Consider the following 17,363-nt stretch of genomic DNA (forward strand, 5'->3'; position numbering starts at 1 on the left):
AATACTTGCGTCCTCCGCGCGTTTAACTTGAGTGAACTGCACTCAACTTTCAGGAGAACGCACATGCCCAACGACTTCAGTGACACCGGCGCGGACTCGTTCGATGAGTTCCTCGCTCGTTATCTCGCGGGCGATCGAGCCCGTCAGACGCGATCGATCGACCTCAGCCGGTTCCTCACCGCGCGCACGCAGCAGATTCTGCAGAGCGCGGGCCGTTTTGCTCTGGAACGCGGACAGACCGAGATCGATGCCCTGCACATCCTGCGCAAGATCGTCGAGGACACCGCCGTCGCGCAGGCGATCGAGCGCATCGGGGTGACCCCGCAGCAGATCATTGACACTGTCGAGACCCGGTTGCCATCGCCCGCCGAGCGCGCCGGAGTGGATGTTGCGACGATCACTCCGAGCGCTTCTCGTGCGCTCTTCCACGCGTATCAGGTGGCCCGCTCTTCCGGCGCGACATACATCGAGCCCGTGCACCTCTTCTTCGCGCTCGTGCTCGGCCAGGACGTGCCGGCAGGTCAGGTTCTCGCACAGATCGGCGTGACGGCGGATGCTCTTACCGAGGGCGTCCGTGAGCACGTCGATGCACCGGTGGGCGGCGATGCCGCGCAGACCGGCGACGCGGCATCCGACTCGCCCATGCTCGACAAGTACGGCATCGACCTGACTGCGCGCGCCCGCGAAGGCGCGCTCGACCCGGTGATCGGCCGCAGCGAGGAGATCGAGCAGACCATTGAGATCCTCAGCCGCCGGACCAAGAACAACCCCGTCCTGATCGGCGAGGCCGGTGTCGGCAAGACGGCGATCGTCGATGGCATCGCACAGGCAATCGTCGACGGCACCGTTCCCGCACAGCTCGAGGGGCGCCGGGTGATTTCCCTCGATCTGCCGGGCATGCTCGCCGGAGCCCGCTACCGCGGTGATTTTGAGGAGCGTCTGACCAAGACGATGGATGAGATCGCCGCGCGCAAGGATGCGGTGATCGTGTTCATCGACGAGGTGCACACCGTCGTCGGCGCGGGCGGATCGGGAGAGGGCGGAATGGATGCGGGAAACATCCTCAAGCCGCGCCTCGCTCGTGGAGACCTGCACATGGTCGGTGCTACGACGCTCAAGGAGTACCGCCAGATCGAGAAGGATCCGGCGCTGGAGCGCCGCTTCCAGCCGGTGAAGGTGGACGAGCCCAGCATCAAGGACGCCGTGCGCATCCTCGAGGGCCTCGCGGACGCGTACCAGGATCACCACCGCGTGACCTACACGGATGCCGCGCTGCGCGCTGCCGTGACGATGAGCGCGCGTTACCTGCCCGAGCGTGTTCTGCCGGATAAAGCGATCGATCTGATCGATCAGGCCGGTGCTCGGCTGCGGCTGAAGCTGGGTCTGCCCGAGGACACCTCCGCGCTGATGGCAGAGCTCGCCGACCTCGAGGCGCAGAAGAACGCGGCCGTTGCGGCTGAGCACTATGAGGAAGCATCGCGGCTGCGCGATGAGATGGTTCAGACTCAAGCGCGGATCGACGCGGTCGAATCCGGGCACTCGGCTGACGGCCCGGCGATCGTCGATGAGCGCGAGATCGCCGAGGTGATCGCGCGGGCGACCGGTATCCCGGCCAGCCGCCTCACCGAGGGGGAGCGTGAGCGTCTCGCCGACCTGGAGAGCGACCTGCATGCGCGGGTGATCGGTCAGGATGACGCGGTCGCCGCCGTGGCACGTGCCGTCCGTCGCAGCCGCACCGGCATGGGTGATGCCCGCCGACCGGTCGGTTCGTTCCTCTTCCTCGGACCGACGGGTGTGGGTAAGACAGAGCTTGCGAAGGCTCTCGCTGACCGTCTGTTCGACGACGAGAGTGCGGTGATCCGCTTCGACATGAGCGAGTTCGGTGAACGTCACACGGTGTCGCGGCTCGTCGGCGCCCCTCCCGGATACGTCGGCTACGACGAGGCAGGACAGCTGACCGAACGGGTGCGGCGCAATCCGTACTCGATCGTGCTGTTCGATGAGATCGAGAAGGCGCACCCCGACGTGTTCAACCTGCTGCTACAGGTGCTCGATGACGGACGCCTCACCGATGGTCAGGGCCGCACCGTCGACTTCCGCAACACGGTGATCGTGATGACCTCGAACATCGGTAGCGAGTTCCTCGCCTCCCGCTCGGGTGCGCTCGGTTTCGTCTCATCGCAGGATGCCTCGGCAAACGGCTTCGCGTCGATGAAGGATCTGCGCGATCGCGTGATGGGCAAGCTCCGTGAGGCGATGCGACCGGAGTTCCTCAACCGCATCGACGAGATCGTCCTGTTCCAGAAGCTCACTCGCGATGAGTTGGCGCCCATCGTGCGGTTGCTTCTCAGCGCGAGCTCGGCCCGTCTGGCTGAGCGCGATATGCGTCTGCACGTGACGGATGCCGCGGTTGAATGGCTCGGCGAGCACGGCTACGAACCGGAGTTCGGTGCTCGTCCGCTGCGCCGCCTGATCCAGCGGGAAGTCGATGATCGCATCGCCGATCTGTTGGTCAGCGGTGCTCTCGACGATGGTGGCGATGTGCATGTGGATGCTGATGAGAACGGCCTCATCGTGAAGGCAGCCGTGCTCCAGGAGGTGTGACGGAACCTCGTCGTCAGTCGAACGTCAGCGCGAACCTGCGCAGTAGATCCTCGCCGCCCACATCCTGGGCGGCGAGGATCTCTGCTTTCACCGCGTCGAATTCGGCAGCATTAAAATAGCCGTTGTTTCGGTAGAACGTCATGCGGTTCGCGAAGTCCTGCGGACTCGGCTCGGGGTGGAACTGCGTCGCATACAGCTGCGTTCCCACCCGGTACGCCTGTACCGCGCAGTCGGTGTTGATCGCCAGAAGCGTCGCGCCGGGCGGGACGGCCACCGCGCTCTCCTTGTGCGCGGTGAAGACGGTCAGCGCGGGTGCGCTCGGTCCGAAGAGCGGGTCGGATGCGGCCTCATCGGTGGTGCGGATCTCGGATGCGCGCGTGGACTCGGGCCGCTCGAGCGTGAGCGCACCGCCGAGCAGCCGGGTGACGACGCCGATGCCGTAGCAGGTGAACATCGCGGCGGCTTCTCCGGACAGCGCGCGAGCGGCGATGCGCTCGAGGTCGGCTTCGACGCGCTGCTGCAACGGCGTCTTCACAGCATCCGTCACGTTGAACGGTGAACCGCCGATGACGAAACCATCGTGGCGGCTGAGCAGCTCATCGGTGAGTGGATCGGCGATGAGGTCGAGCTGATCAAGTGCTGCGACGCCGAGCCCGCGCTGGAACGACACATGCTCGGCGTCGGCGGCGCCGCGTTCCGGGCGCACGCAGACGTAGAGGATCGACGCCATCAGTTCGGGCCCATCACTCCGGTGCCGTGCTTGTGCAGTAGTTCATACGCCTCGGCGTAGGTCTCTGGCTCCGGGGCATCCGAATCTCCGAACCTCGCCTGCAACAGCCCGATGAGTCCGCGCGCGGGCGGGCTGAGCGGCTTGTCCTTGTGCACGTGGGCAGGATGCGGCGGTGCCTCCTGCGGGTTGGCGGGCACCCACTGCGGCATGGTCTCCGGCCAGTCATCCGGATGCCGCGGTTCGGTGAGGTTCACGATCGACAACAGATCGTTCGCCCCGGCGTCGCGGTGAGTCAGGGGTTCGAGGCCGTGCAGTTCGCTGAGCGTCTTGATGACAGCGCCGTGGTGCATCTCGTCGTTGATGATCGTGCCGCGACGGGTGTACGCCGACACGGCGATGGCGGGAACGCGGCATCCGAGTCGGTCGAATCCGAAGCCCATCTCGCCGGGTTCCTGATCCGTATACGGGGGCTGGGCGGCAGGAGGTGCGGCATGGTCGTAGGTTCCGCCGTGCTCGTCGAAGGTGATCAGCAGCATCGTGTTGACCGCGTTCGAACCCTTCGGCGTGCGCGAGTTCTTGACCGCCGTGTAGATCTCGTGGATGAGCGCCTCACCGGCGCGCACGTCCGAGATCGCGCTGTCGACGACCTCGACGCCGTCGATCTTGCTCCCGCGCAGCTTGCCGAACGGCGGATGGAAGTCGTTGTGGTTGAACGTCATCCGGGGTTCGATGAATGCGTACGCCGGCAGGGTGCCGTTTGCCGTGTCGGCGTAGAACTGGTCCATCGTGGCGAAATGTTCGCTCTTCCAGAAGCGCTGCAGCGCCGGTGCGTGCAGAAAGCCGGTGTATGAGACGAGTTGCAGTTCGTCGTAGTAGATCTTCCAGCTGAGACCGGCATCCTCGAGGCGGTTGAAGATCGTCGGGATCTCATCGGCATCGATCCACTTGTCGTAGCCGCCGCCGTGCTTGTTGGTGACGAATCCATGCGAGGACGAGGCATGAAAGAACGATCTGTTGCAGAACGTCTGCGATGGCACGGCCGCGAACCAATTGTCGAAGACAGCGAACTCTTTCGCCAGCGTCGACAGCACCGGCAGCATCTGCGGGGAGAAGCCGCCCATGATGTTCTGCAGCTGATCTGTGCTCGGCTTCTTGCCGTTTTGGAGCCGGCGATAGTTGATGAAGTAGTCCTGCACGAATCCGCCGTTGGTCGGCTTCGCACCACGGGGCGGGGTGTTGTACGGGGACGACATCTCCTCGACCCATAGGTGCTCGTTCTCTCCCGGGGCGACGTGCTCGAAGAGCTGGGTGTTGACGTGCGGGAACTCCTCGCCCGGGTCGGGATTCGGGTAGCCCATCACGTCATCCGTCGGGCCGTCGTACACGTGGGCGGGAATCACGGTGCCGTCGGGTGCGACGTTCGAGTAGTCCCCGAACGCGATCCCGTCGAAGCTCTGCCCCTCGGGCAGATCATCGGGGGTGTACAGGTGGCCGAGCAGGTTGTCGAAGGAGCGGTTCTCGCCCATGACGACGACGATGTGGTCGAAGCCGGGTGCCGATCGCGGCTCAAGCGCGTCGAAATGGCTGTCACCAGCGGCGAAACCGGCACGATATCCGGATGCTGCGCCGATAGCCGCACCGGCAGCACCACCGGCGGCAGCACCGAGAGCAGCCGCGCCGCCAATCTTGAAGAACTGCCGCCGGGAAGCATCCTTGGGGCCGTTGCGATCGCTGGACATGCAGATAAATCTATCGCCGGTCAGCGGGAGGAGTTTGCCGTGCGTCCGCGCACGATCCCGACGAACGCCTCGACGTCTTCGGTCGTCCGCTCGCGGGGCCAGGCGAGTGCGACGGTGGAAACCGGTCCGTCGACGAGCGGGCGGTAATCGGCATCCTTGCGCTGGTGCATCCGCGCGAGCGACATTGGCACGATGACGATGCCGACACCGGATGCGGCCGTCGCGATCGCTTCTCCGGTGGTGGGAAGCGGCGCGAAGCGCGGGGTCTGGATGCCGGGAATATCCAGCGGCCCGAGCACGTCGTCCAGCGGCGTGATGAGCACTTCGTCGGCGAGGTCAGCGGCGGTGAGCTCATCGGCTGCCAGAAGGTGCGATTCGATGGATGCCACGACCACCGCGAGCTCGTCGTAAAGAGGAATGAGGTGCAGGCTCTCATCGGTCAGCGGCAGGCGGATGAGGGCAGCATCCAACTCATCGAGGGCTGAGCGCTGCGTTTCCGCCTCGATCGGGACGAGTTCGAGCGTGACATGGGGCATCCGCTTCTTCCACGTGTCGATCCACTTGCCCGGTGTCGCACCCGCAACCGCTCCGAGGCGGAACGTGCGCGGTTCGGGGGCCGGGGGCGGCGGCGGTGCGGGCTGCTTCTTCGCGACTTTCTGCGGATGCTTCGCCGGCTGCCGCTTCGTCGATCGAGCGGGTCCGCCCAATGACGCGCGAGAGCGTGATCTGCCGGAATGTGCCATGGGTTCAGCGTACTCGCGGCTGCTCGCGCTCGCGGAATTCACGACTCGTTCACGCAGCCGTCAGAAGCGCGCCGCGCTGCGGTCGCCTGCGGAGCTTTAGCTGTTCGACATCGGCTGTCCCGCCGAGAAAACCCATGCACCCACGCCTGCGAAAGGTTCCCCATGCAGTCAACTCTGAAGCGCGGTCTCGCGATCGCCGCCGGTCTCACCCTCGCCTTCGGTCTTGCCGCCTGTGCCGCTGACCCGGCTGATTCCGCAACCGGCGGAGAAGCAACCGGCGGTGAGAGCGCGGAAGGCACGTTCGCCTCCGGCGACTCCGACACTCTTGTTTTCGCTGTTCTCCCCGACCACGAGGGCGCCGACCAGGACGCCCAGCCGATCGCCGACTGGATCGCTGAGATCACCGGTAAGAAGGTCGACTTCTTCCAGGCGACCGACTACACCGCCGTCGTGCAGGGGCTCGCCGCCAACCAGATCGACATCGCACAGATCTCGGCGTTCACCTACTACCAGTCGCAGAACGCCGGCGCTGACATCGAGCCCATCGGTGCGCAGATCACCCAGGATGGCGCTGAGCCCGGATACTTCTCGGTCGCTGTCGCGAACCCGGAATCCGGAATCACCTCACTCGCGGACTTCGCCGACCAGCCGGTCTGCTTCGTCAACCCGACCTCCACCTCCGGCTTCGCCGTTCCCATGGGCGGCCTGCTGGATGTCGGGGTCACCGTCCCCGCGAACGACCGCGTCTTCGGTGAGGCTCACGACCTCAACGCGAAGAAGGTCGCCGAGGGTGTCGACTGCCAGGTCGGCTTCGCACAGGACCTCGACGCCCAGCCGCTCATCGACTCCGGCGAGCTCGTCGAGGTCGAGAGCGTGCAGGTTCCGGCTGCGCCGATCGTTCTGCAGGCGGGCCTCCCGCAGGAAGTCAAGGACCAGCTCTTCGACGCGCTTGCCGACAGCACCCAGTCCGACCTGACCGACTCTGGCGTTGAGCTCAACGAGTTCCTCACCGATGGCTGGTTCGGCTTCGGCGCAGTGGACGACTCGTACTACGACCTCATCCGCACCCTGTGCGATGAGATCGCAGACGAGGTCGAGGCCTGCCGCGCCTGATCCCGGTTCCCGACGCACTGACAATCCAGGAGTAAACAGATGACGTACAGCGACACCCCCGCCGTCCAGATCGCAGATCTGGGTAAGACATATCCCGGAGCCGGAAAACCAGCTCTGTCGGGGGTGTCGCTGGCCGTCGATCCCGGAGAGATCGTCGTGCTCCTGGGCCTGTCCGGTTCAGGGAAATCGACGCTGCTGCGTCACATCAACGCGCTGGAGACTCCCACCACCGGTGCGGTCGAGTCTCTCGGCCAGACCATCTCCGCCCTGCGCGGGTCCGAGCTTCGGGCGCTGCGCGGGCGTATCGCCTTCATCTTCCAGCAGTTCGAGCTGGTCGGTGCCCTGACTGTGCTGGAAAACGTGCTCACCGGTGGCCTGTCCACGCTGCGCGGCCCGCGCGTCGGCATCCGTACCTACCCGCGCTCCATGCGTGAGAAGGCACTCGGACACCTGGAGCGGGTCGGCCTGCTCGATTTCGCATACCAGCGTGCCGACAATCTCTCCGGTGGTCAGCAGCAGCGCGTCGCCATTGCGCGCGCGCTGATGCAGGACCCGGAGATCCTGCTCGCCGACGAGCCGGTGGCATCCCTCGATCCCGAATCCAGCAGCCAGGTCATGGCGCTGATCCGCGAGATCGCCGCGGAGCGCTCGCTGACGGTGATCTGCTCCCTGCACCAGGTCGACCTCGCACTCAGCTGGGGTGACCGCATCATCGGATTGCGCAACGGCGCCGTCGTCCTCGACACCAGCACCGACGACCTGACGCGCGAAGAAGTGATGGAGATCTACGGTCGGGTTGCCACTACTACCCGCGAGATCCATGCGCTGGACGACGAGCTCGCGGAGGCCCGCGAGCAGGTGCTCAGCCGCGAGCTGTACCGTGCTGCCGCCCGCGAGCGCCTCGCCGAGGACTTCGCCAACGAGGAACCGGCATGACCGCACTTGCTCCACGCACGATCGAGTCACCGACCGCCCCGCGTGCAGCATCCGTGCCGCGGCCGGCTCCGCGTCTGTCCGCGATCGTCTCGTACGGCACCATCATCGCGATCCTTGCCCTCGGTGTGTGGTCGTTCATCGGCCTCGATTACTCGTTGAAGAGCCTCGACGTCACCGCCGGGAACATCAGCCGATTCCTCACCATGGCGACACCCATGCAGTGGCCGGGCTGGGAGGTCGCCGGCGAGCGGCAGGCAGACGGCACGACGGTGTTCGTCACCACCTGGGTCGGGTTCGAGCCGATCTGGGACATGTTCCTCACGATCGTCATCACCCTCTCCCTGGTGATCGCGGGTACGGCGCTTGCTGCGGTGCTTTCGGTTCCGGTGGCGTACGGCGCCGCGCGGAACACGACCCCGAACTCCGCCGTGATGGCGCTGTGCCGTGCGATCGGCGTGATCGCCCGTGCGATCCCCGACGTCGTCTTCGTCGTGGTCCTCGCCTTCCTCTGGTTCAACTCCGGAACACTCCCCGCGATCGTCGCGATCGGTCTGCATTCGGTGGGCATGATCTCCAAGATGTTCGCGGATGCCATTGAGCAGATCGATGAGGGACCGAGGCTCGCGATCCGCGCGGCTGGCGGTTCGAAGTCGCAGGAGTTCTGGTCGGGGGTCGTGCCGCAGGTGCTGCCCGCCTGGGTCGCTGTGACGCTGCACCGCGCCGACATCAACCTGCGTGCGACGGTCATCCTCGGCGTCGTGGGCGTCGTTGGCATCGGCTACGAGCTCAACGGAGCGCTGCACGGCGGGCCTGCGGGCATGCGTCGAGTGATCCCGCTGGTGGTCATCATCATCGCCCTGTGTGTGGCTTTCGAGATCGTCTCGTCGCTGCTGCGCGCTCGCCTGTTGAACGTCCGTCCGACCGGGAAGGGCGTTGGTGACTCGGTTGCCCGCGCGGTGTCGCGCAAGCCGTCGGCATCCGCCGGCGTCACGAGCACGGGCACGATCAAGACGCAGGATCGCAACGCCCGGATCGAAGCGGCCATGCACCGGCCGTGGGATCGGAGCCGCATCGGCAACACAGTGTGGGTGTGGGCCGGCATCCTCATCGTCATTGCAGCATTCCTTTACGCCGCGCCGGACGTGGCGAAGATGTTCGCCCCGTCATGGAGCGAACTGGTCAATCCCGAGCGCGACCGGGCGATCTGGCCGCCGCACTTCGGCAGCCGCAGCTGGGGCGACGTTCTGGCCGCGGTGGTCACGACCATTCAGATCGCGTTCGCAGCAACCCTGATGGCCACGATCATCTCGGCTGTCGTCGGGCCGCTGTCCGCCCGCAACGTCGCTCCGAACAGCTGGGTGCGCAATACGTTCCGCGGCATCGCCCTCGTCATTCGTGCGATCCCGGACCTGGTCATCGCGATCCTGTTCATCATCGCAGCCGGCATCGGGCCGCAGGCCGGTGCGCTCGCGCTGGGTATCGGCGGAGTGGGCCTGCTCGCAAAGCTCATCGGCGATTCGATGGAAGAGGTGCCGGGCGGCCCCGAGCGGGCGCTGTTCGCCGCCGGTGGCACCCGCACTCAAGTGTTCTTCTCCTCCACCATGCCGATGTCTGTTCCCGCGATGGTCAGTCACCTGATGTACCTGCTCGAGCAGAACATCCGCTCGGCGACCCTGCTCGGCATCGTCGGTGCCGGCGGTATCGGCTTCCTGCTGCTGAACGCTCTGCAGGGCCGACACTTCGACGAAGTGCTGGCCTATGTGCTCGTCATCATCGCGATGGTGGTCGTGGTCGAGAGCGTGTCGATGCTCATTCGGCGGTCGCTGAAGTAGACCGAAACGGTAATACCGCGCCGGGACTGTCACGATGGGTGGCAGTCCCGGCGCGGTATTCGTGCAGGTTCAGGTGAGGTGCTCAGGCAGCGAGCCAGAGGCCCCTGCGGTCGGTCGCGATGCGCAGGCCCGCGGCGACGGTCTCGTCGTCGCCGATGCGTGCTCCGCGGGCGATGCGTGCGCCCGCGCCGATCTCTGTGCGGACGCCGATGTGGGCGCCGTCGCCGACGGCAGCGCCAGCGCCGATGTGGGCGTGAGCGTCGATGTACGCGTTTTCGCCGATGCTGGCATCAGGTTCAACCCACGCTCCACGCACGAGTATTGCTCCGGCGCCGATGCGCGCGCCGGGTTCGACATAGGCGCCGATTTCAACCACAGCCTGCGGATGCACCTTCGCGCCGTGCGCGACCAGTCCTCGACCATTGACATGCTTGCGGTAACGCAGTGCCTTGCCCTGGTCGTCTTCGATGTCGATGTAGTTCTTACCCAAGATTCCTCCCGTGTCCGGACACCTCCGGATATATCAACAACCACGGCGAGGGCCGATTCATTCCCGAATCGAGATGATGGCTACCTCTGGCAACGCGGGCACCAGAACGTCACCCGTTCGCGGGTCGCGTCGGCGCCCTGTTCGCCGCGCAGGATGAGTGTGCCGCAGCGGCGGCACGGACGGTTCGCGCGGCCGTATACCCAGGTCGTCTGACCCCGCCGGTTCACCCCCGTGAAGGTCCGATCGAGCCGGTTCCGGTTGGCCTGGATCGTGCGCGCGCCCAGATCGAGCAGCGCTCGGGCGTCGACATCAGATGCCGCCGTGGTGGGCAGGATTCCGCGCAGGAAGAGGAGCTCTGCTGCGTACTCGTTGCCGAAACCGGCGACGTTTCGCTGATCGAGCAGGGCGACATGGATGCTGCGGGCATCCGCGCCCACGCGCCGCGCCGCCGCTGCAGCATCCCAATCCTCGGCGAGGGGATCAGGGCCCAGATAGTCGACGAGCTGTCCCTCGTCGCGGGTGGCGACCAGCTCGATCTCGGCGAGGTCGACGCCGACAGCCTCGCACTGCGGCGTGCCCACGATCGCGCGCACCCGGAACGCGGGATGCCGCCACTTCTCGCCCGCGCTGTACACGAGCCAGGCGCCATCCATGCGCAGATGAGAATGCAGCGTGTGCTGACCGATGCGCATCAGCAGGTGCTTGCCGCGGGGAACCACGCTGTGCACGGATTCACCGGTGAGATCGCCGGTCGCGAAGGCAGGAACGCGCAGGTCGAATCGTGTGACGGTGTGCCCGGCGAGCGCGGTGTTCAGCCGCTTCGCGGTTCGAAAGACGGTGTCTCCCTCAGGCACTCGGGTACTCCGGGTCTCTCGGCGTGTTCTGCTGCGCCGTCATGGCAGCCGGAGGTGGCGCAATGGGTCGCTCCGGAGCCGCCGGGACGGCCACTTGCGACACCTCCCGGCTGTCCTGCAGGCTGCGGGCGAGGATCGTGGAACCCGCGACAGCCGCCGGCATCGTGACGATCGCCCCGAGCGGCACCAGAAAACAGAGTTGGGTGGCGACACCGAAACCGATCACCCGTGCCCGTCCGCTGCCGAGCAATTCGGAGCGTGTGTAGGTCGTGATCCCGCGGGCATCGAAGGCACGGGCGGTGAGCTCTCGTGCCAGCAACCGTCCGGAGAGGATGACACCGGTGACCGAGGCGAGCACACCACCGACGATCGGCATGAAACCGAGCAGCAGCGTCAACAGCGCGACCAGGATGCCCAGGACGACCAGCCGGATGCCCTCACCCACGGTGGTCCAGAATCCGGTCTCGCCGCTGGGCTCTGGCCCGCCGAGCTCGCGCTCGACGCCGCGCCAGATGCGCTGGTAGAACGGATCCCCGATGGTCAGGGTGAGAGCGGTGAACACCGTCCCGGCAAGGGCGAGCGCGGCAATGAAGATCACGATGCCGAGGCCGACCCGCAGCAGTTCTCGCCAGGGCGAGAGCCAACTGTCCGCGAACGGGGTGATCCAGTCGGTGATCGAGCCGAGCGTGAACCCGAGGGGGATGAGCGCGGCCACCAGCGCGACGAAGGCGATGAAGGCCGGAATGAGCCCGAGCGCAAGCAACTTCGGGTGCGTGCGCCACATGCTGAACCCGCGAAGGAGGATGCGAACCCCGGCGAAGAATTCACGGATCAATAGGGGTACCTCGCCTGCAGATTTGTGATGGGTCGCTCACTGGCCATCGTAACTTCACAGCGCCTTGCGCAGCGTGAACCCGCGTGGGGTGGGCACGAATCCGGCCTCTTGCAGAGCCAGCGCGAACGGTGTCGCATAGATCGCCTCACCGTTGATCTTCTCCACGGTGAGTGTCTCCAGCCGGCGGGCGCGCGAGGTCGCTACGAGATCGGATGCAGCGGCCCGCAGGACCTCCGGATCATCATCGAATGCGAGCACAGTGCGTCCACCGCGTTCGAGGTAGAGCACGAGCGAACCGTCGACAAGGACGACCAGCCCGCCCGCTTTGCGCCCGGGCCGGTGGGAGACGCCCTCTCGTCGCGGCCAGCCGAGCGCCGCGCCGTAGGGGTTGGCCGGGTCGGTCGCGGCGAGGGTGATGGCTTTCAGCGGGGGTGGGTCGGCGAGGGCTGCGAAGGTGCGCAGGCGGTCGACGGTGGCGGATGCTGCGAACTGCGCGACGCCCAGCTTCTCGATGACGTACCCGCGGCGGCAGTGTCCGGCCTCTTCGAACCCGGCGAGTATTCGGTACGCCTGGGCGAAGCCGCCGGGCACGCCCTCTGACTGCACGGCGCCTCGGGTGACGACCCCATAGCGGTCGAGCAGCAGCCCCGCGGTGACGGTTGCCCGGCGCGCGGCATCCGCACTGGTCTGCGCTCCTGTGGTGGCAGGCAGGGCAGACCAGCGTCCGCCGGTGATCGTCGGACGCGGCGTCTGGCCGGAGAAAGAGACACCCCGGTAGGCGCGTGTGCGCGGCGCGCGGCGCACCGACTTGTGCGCCTGTGAACCGCCGGCGAGCAGCTGGCGCACGGGCGCGAAGGTGTCGTTCGTGATGCGGCTCGACCAGGTCAGATTCCAGAGGGCGTCGAGCACGGACTGCTCGTTTGGGGCTGAGATCATGTCGCGCAACTGAGCTGTGAAGTAGGCGCCGCCGGCGCTGAGCGCCGCGAGCAGGTCGGCTTCGAGGGACTCCGACGCGGCTCCCTCCGGCTCGGGCAGTGTGAATGGGGCAAGGTCGGCGGGATGCAGCGACACCCACCCGTCACGCCCTGGCAACGTGCCATGCCCAGACCAGACGACTTCGCCGCTCGCGGTCAGTTCGTCCAGCAACGCTGGTGTGTAGTCCCGCACTCGTGAGGGCAGCACCAGCGATTCCCAGGCGCTGGCGGGAATCGGCACGCCGGCGAACTGCTCGATGACGTTCAGCACGCCGTCGATGCCTTCGAGCGGACGATCCAGATGCTGCCATGCCGGAAGGAAGCGTGCGTAGGCCTCGGGGGAGACCGGCTCGACGCTGCCGCGGATCGCCGCAAGCGAGCGCATCCGCAGGCGGCGCAGCACTTCGGCATCGCACCATTCGGACTCCGACCCGGTGCCCGCCGCGTTCGGCAGAAAATAGCCGCTGGCGAGCCGTCCCGCCTGCTCGAGCCGTTGCAGAGTGTGGCGTGCGACGGCGCCACCGAGACCGAATCGAGCGGCGGCAGCATCCGTTGTGAACGGACCGTGCGTGCGGGCGAAGCGTGCGAGCAGATCACCGAGCGGATCGGCGACCGGCTCGAGGAAGGCGATCGGGATGCCCGTGGGCAGCGCCACCCCGAGCGCGTCGCGCAGGCGCCCGGCATCCTCGATCGCGGCGACGCGTTGGGTGCCGGCGATGGTGACGGAGATGGCGCGGCGCGCGGCGATCAACGCATCGAGGTGGGCATATGCCTCCTGCGTGCCGGATCCCAGACGGTCGGGGCTCTGGTCGGAGTGTCGCCCGTCCGACACGCCGTCGACGGGTACCTCCGTCTGGGATTCGGAACCAGCCTCGGCGGGCTGCAGTCGCTCGGCGACCTCAGTGGCATCCAGGGGCCCGAGCAGTCGGAGCAGATCGGCAACGCCCTCGAGCCCGCGCACGCGCCGTTCCGGGTCGAGCCGCTGGGCTTCGCGTTCGAACTGGGCGAGCACGTCCGGGTCGAGCAGTTCGCGCAGTTCGACCGTGCCGAGCAGCTCTCCCAGCAGTGCCGGGTCGACCGACAGTGCTGCTGCACGTCGTTCGGCCAGCGGCGAATCGCCCTCGTACATGAATGCGCCGACGTAGCCGAACAGCAGATCGCGCGCGTACGGGGAGGGCTGGGCGGGCTCGGTCTCGATGAGGCGGACGCGTCGCTCGGCAATCGACGTCGCGAGTCGGCGCAGCGAGGGGAGGTCGTAGACGTCCTGCAGAACTTCGCGCAGCGTCTCGAGGATCACGGGGAAGGTCGGATGGCGGCGGGCCACCTCGAGCAGCTGCGCGGAACGCTGTCGCTGCTGCCACAGCGGGGTGCGCTTATTCGGATTCATGCGCGGCATGAGCAGCGCACGCGCCGCGCACTCGCGGAAACGGGACGCGAACAGGGCTGATCCGCCGACCTCCTCGGTGACGACGTGCTCCAGCTCATCGGGTTCGAAGACGAACAGTTCGGCGCCCGGCGGTTCGGCGTCAGCATCCGGGATCCGCACGATGATGCCATCGTCGCTGGCAACGGCAGAGCCATCAACGCCCAGCCGCTCGCGCACCCGGGCGTTGATCGCCAACGCCCACGGCGCGTGCACCTTCATGCCGTATGGGGAATGAAGGATGACACGCCAGTCGCCGACCTCATCGCGGCCGCGCTCGACGGTCAGAGTTCGATCGGTGGGGAGGGTGCCGGTTGCCTCGCGCTGCTCGCTGAGATGCGCGAGCAGGTTGCGGCGCGCCTGCTCATCCAAGCCCGCATCGATCAGGCGCTGGGCTGCCTTCTCTGGCGGGGCGGATGCTACTTCTCGGGAGAACGCACCGAGCGCCTCGCCGAGTTCGAAGGGGCGGCCGATGCCGTCGCCGTGCCAGAACGGCACGCGTCCTGGCTGTCCGTAGGCCGGGATGACGTTGACGCGGTCGTGGGTGATCTCGGCGATTCGCCAACTCGTGGTGCCGAGGGTGAAGACGTCGCCGACGCGGGACTCGTAGACCATCTCCTCGTCGAGCTCACCGACTCGGCGTCCGGCTCCTTCGCCGGCGACGAAGACACCGAACAGGCCGCGGTCGGGGATTGTGCCGCCGCTGGTGACGGCGATGCGCTGTGCGCCGGGGCGGCCGGTGAGGGTGCCGGCATCTCGGTCCCAGACAAGTCGGGGGCGCAGCTCGGCGAACTCGTCGGAGGGGAACCGGCCGGCGAGCAGATCGAGCGTCGCCTCGTACGCCGAGCGCGGCAGCGTGTGGAACGGCGCGCTGCGGCGCACCGTCTCGAACCACTCCTCGACGCTGAGCGGGTCGAGCGCGCAGGCGGCGACGGTCTGCTGGGCGAGGATGTCGAGCGGATTGCGCGGCACGGCGATCGCCTCGATCTTGCCCGCCAGCATCCGTTCGGTGACGATCGCGGTGTGCAAAACGTCGCCGCGATGCTTCGGGAAGAGCGCGGCGCGGCTGATCTCGCCGACCTGGTGCCCCGCGCGTCCGACGCGCTGCAGACCGGATGCCGCGGATGGTGGTGCCTCGACCTGGATGACGAGGTCGACCGCGCCCATGTCGATGCCGAGTTCGAGGCTGCTGGTTGCGACGACACAGCGCAGGATGCCGGATTTCAGTTCTTCTTCGACGAGAGCGCGCTGTTCTTTGGATACCGAGCCGTGGTGCGCCTTGGCGAGCACGGGATCGGCGCCGGCCGTGGACCCGCCCTGTGCCATCATCGCGGCGGGCGGCGCCGTTGTTTCGGGAAGGGGCGCGCCGATACGCTCGGCGTAGATCTCGTTTAGTCGTCCGGTCAGTCGTTCCGCGAGACGACGCGAGTTCGAGAAGACGATTGTCGAGTTGTTCTCGAGAATGCGGTCGACGATGGCCTCTTCGACGTGCGGCCAGACCGATCCGGTGACCTCGGTGTACTCGGCGGGATCATCGCCTGCGGCCGGCGCGCCGGGCGGTGGCGGCGGGTTCGTCATGTCGTCCACCGGGACCGTGACGCTGAGCTCGAACGTCTTCGATGCCTTCGGTGCCACGATCTCGACGGGCTCGGATCCGCCGAGGAATCGGGCGACCTCGTCGATGGGACGCACAGTCGCCGAAAGTCCGATGCGCTGTGCCGGTGGGGCATCCGGTCGATGTGAGCGCCGCAGCGAGTCGAGGCGTTCGAGACTGACCGCAAGGTGCGCACCGCGTTTGGTGGCGGCGACGGCGTGTACTTCGTCGATGATCACCGTGTGCACGTCGCGCAGCGTTTCACGAGCGCGGCTGGTGAGCATCAGGTACAACGACTCGGGTGTGGTGATCAGGATGTCTGGCGGATTCGTGACGAGTTTTCGCCGATCGCTGGAGGTGGTGTCGCCGGAACGGACGCCCACGCTCACTCCCGGAGCTTCGAGTCCCAGCCGTCGGGCGGACTGGCCGATGCCGACCAGGGGCGAGCGCAGGTTGCGCTCGACGTCGACGCCGAGCGCTTTCAACGGAGAGATGTACAGGATGCGCGTGCGGGCTTCGCCGTCGGCGGGGTCGGATGCCGGGGCATCCGCTGGCTTGTGAACTTGATGGGCACGGAAGACGCTGTCGATCGCCCAGAGGAATGCCGAGAGCGTCTTACCCGACCCGGTCGGGGCAACCACGAGCGCGTGCTTGCCCGCTGAGATTGCCTTCCATGCGCCGGTCTGCGCGGGAGTCGGCGCGCTGAAGGCGCCCCGGAACCAGTCCTGGGTTGCCGGGGTGAAACGGTCGAGCACGCTGCTCATCCTTCAATCATCGCCCAGGCCTCAGACATTCGTCTCTGACAGACGTGCAGCCGACGATGTCGGTTGCGCCGTTTCGACCCTGGACGATTTCGACAGACGGGGCCATGCTGTAGCCATGGCTGCGCACACGACGAACTATCAGAGCACTTTCATCGAGGTTTCGGAGGACTGCCCGATCGATCATGGCACCGAGCCGCCGATCGCGGAGAACATGTCGATCGCTGCGCTGCAGTATCGGCTGATCATGGAGCGTCCGTTCGAGCTGACGTCGGACGATGTGATCTTCGAGACGTATGCGCTGCGCAAGGGTATCGACGCCGACGATGCCGCGGCGCGGGAAGAGTTCTTCTCCAAAGGGCAGGCGTGCTTGCGGTCATCGCAGTTGGGGAAGCACTACGGCTGGGGGATCCTGCACGACGCCGAGGGGCGCGTCGGCCTGATTCCGCGTGACTCCGCTGAGTACACGGCGTCTGCCGCGGATTCGGAGCTTTCGCACATGCGCGCGATGCGCAGCAGCCGGCGCTGAGACCCCCGGGCCGCTGGCCCCGCACAACGCGCGCTAACGTGAGGTCCATGGATGACGCCGCGTTCGAGAGCCTCTACGGAAGCTGGGCGCCTTGAACACCGGCGGACGCGGCCCAGCTGTTCGACGGCTACTCGGGTACCTGGTGGATCGCCGGAGGCTGGGCTCTGGAGGCTTTCACCGGAGTTCGCCGGCACCACGAGGATATT

At 66.7% G+C, this 17,363-nt stretch carries 12 protein-coding genes; 5 read left to right on the forward strand and 7 right to left on the reverse strand.

Annotated elements, in window-relative coordinates; all coding sequences use genetic code 11:
* Positions 1 to 63: 63 nt before the first annotated feature.
* A complete protein-coding gene (locus ACSS7Z_RS09005; RefSeq protein WP_438254228.1) occupies positions 64 to 2,604 on the forward strand; it encodes an ATP-dependent Clp protease ATP-binding subunit in 2,541 nt (846 codons plus the stop codon).
* Positions 2,605 to 2,617: 13 nt separating this feature from the next.
* Here ACSS7Z_RS09005 and ACSS7Z_RS09010 read toward each other — a convergent pair whose 3' ends face one another.
* Genes ACSS7Z_RS09010 through ACSS7Z_RS09020 form a run of 3 tightly spaced genes read right to left on the reverse strand, consistent with a single transcriptional unit; the run spans position 2,618 to position 5,816 of the window.
* Positions 2,618 to 3,334, reverse strand: coding sequence for a glutamine amidotransferase-related protein (locus tag ACSS7Z_RS09010; RefSeq protein ID WP_438254229.1), 717 nt, complete (start codon positions 3,332 to 3,334; stop codon positions 2,618 to 2,620).
* On the reverse strand, positions 3,334 to 5,073 hold the full coding sequence (locus ACSS7Z_RS09015; RefSeq protein ID WP_438254230.1) for an alkaline phosphatase family protein: 1,740 nt from the start codon (positions 5,071 to 5,073) through the stop codon (positions 3,334 to 3,336). The genes ACSS7Z_RS09010 and ACSS7Z_RS09015 overlap by 1 nt, the downstream gene beginning before the upstream one ends.
* A gap of 20 nt (positions 5,074 to 5,093) precedes the next feature.
* Complete coding sequence (locus ACSS7Z_RS09020; protein ID WP_438254232.1) at positions 5,094 to 5,816, reverse strand: LysR substrate-binding domain-containing protein; 723 nt, start codon at positions 5,814 to 5,816, stop codon at positions 5,094 to 5,096.
* Positions 5,817 to 5,978: 162 nt separating this feature from the next.
* On the opposite strand from ACSS7Z_RS09020, the gene phnD reads away from it, so the two are divergent.
* From phnD to ACSS7Z_RS09035, 3 genes are read left to right on the forward strand one after another with little or no spacing between them, the layout of a single operon-like run.
* On the forward strand, positions 5,979 to 6,929 hold the full coding sequence (phnD, locus tag ACSS7Z_RS09025; protein ID WP_438254234.1) for a phosphate/phosphite/phosphonate ABC transporter substrate-binding protein: 951 nt from the start codon (positions 5,979 to 5,981) through the stop codon (positions 6,927 to 6,929).
* Between the two features lie 39 nt (positions 6,930 to 6,968).
* Entirely contained in the window at positions 6,969 to 7,865 is an 897-nt protein-coding gene (gene phnC, locus ACSS7Z_RS09030) for a phosphonate ABC transporter ATP-binding protein (protein ID WP_438254236.1), read from the forward strand.
* Entirely contained in the window at positions 7,862 to 9,697 is a 1,836-nt protein-coding gene (locus ACSS7Z_RS09035) for a PhnE/PtxC family ABC transporter permease (protein WP_438254238.1), read from the forward strand. Before phnC ends, ACSS7Z_RS09035 begins: the two co-directional genes overlap by 4 nt.
* An 82-nt stretch (positions 9,698 to 9,779) precedes the next feature.
* Here ACSS7Z_RS09035 and ACSS7Z_RS09040 read toward each other — a convergent pair whose 3' ends face one another.
* The 4 genes from ACSS7Z_RS09040 to ACSS7Z_RS09055 all read right to left on the reverse strand — a co-directional run bounded on the left by ACSS7Z_RS09040 (position 9,780) and on the right by ACSS7Z_RS09055 (position 16,631).
* On the reverse strand, positions 9,780 to 10,187 hold the full coding sequence (locus ACSS7Z_RS09040) for a transferase (protein WP_438254240.1): 408 nt from the start codon (positions 10,185 to 10,187) through the stop codon (positions 9,780 to 9,782).
* An 80-nt stretch (positions 10,188 to 10,267) separates the two neighbouring features.
* Entirely contained in the window at positions 10,268 to 11,041 is a 774-nt protein-coding gene (locus ACSS7Z_RS09045) for a DNA-formamidopyrimidine glycosylase family protein (protein WP_438254241.1), read from the reverse strand.
* Complete coding sequence (locus tag ACSS7Z_RS09050; RefSeq protein ID WP_438254243.1) at positions 11,034 to 11,876, reverse strand: EI24 domain-containing protein; 843 nt, start codon at positions 11,874 to 11,876, stop codon at positions 11,034 to 11,036. Before ACSS7Z_RS09050 ends, ACSS7Z_RS09045 begins: the two co-directional genes overlap by 8 nt.
* Positions 11,877 to 11,930: 54 nt before the next feature.
* Positions 11,931 to 16,631 carry an Lhr family ATP-dependent helicase gene (locus ACSS7Z_RS09055; protein WP_438254245.1) on the reverse strand — a complete coding sequence of 1,567 codons (4,701 nt, stop codon included), beginning with the start codon at positions 16,629 to 16,631 and terminating at the stop codon, positions 11,931 to 11,933.
* Between the two features lie 115 nt (positions 16,632 to 16,746).
* Here ACSS7Z_RS09055 and ACSS7Z_RS09060 point away from each other — a divergent pair, with 115 nt between their 5' ends.
* On the forward strand, positions 16,747 to 17,157 hold the full coding sequence (locus tag ACSS7Z_RS09060) for a DUF6157 family protein (RefSeq protein WP_438254247.1): 411 nt from the start codon (positions 16,747 to 16,749) through the stop codon (positions 17,155 to 17,157).
* Positions 17,158 to 17,363 lie beyond the last annotated feature (206 nt).

It is taken from the genome of Microbacterium wangyouchuni (assembly GCF_051546305.1).
Classification (GTDB): Bacteria; Actinomycetota; Actinomycetes; order Actinomycetales; family Microbacteriaceae; genus Microbacterium.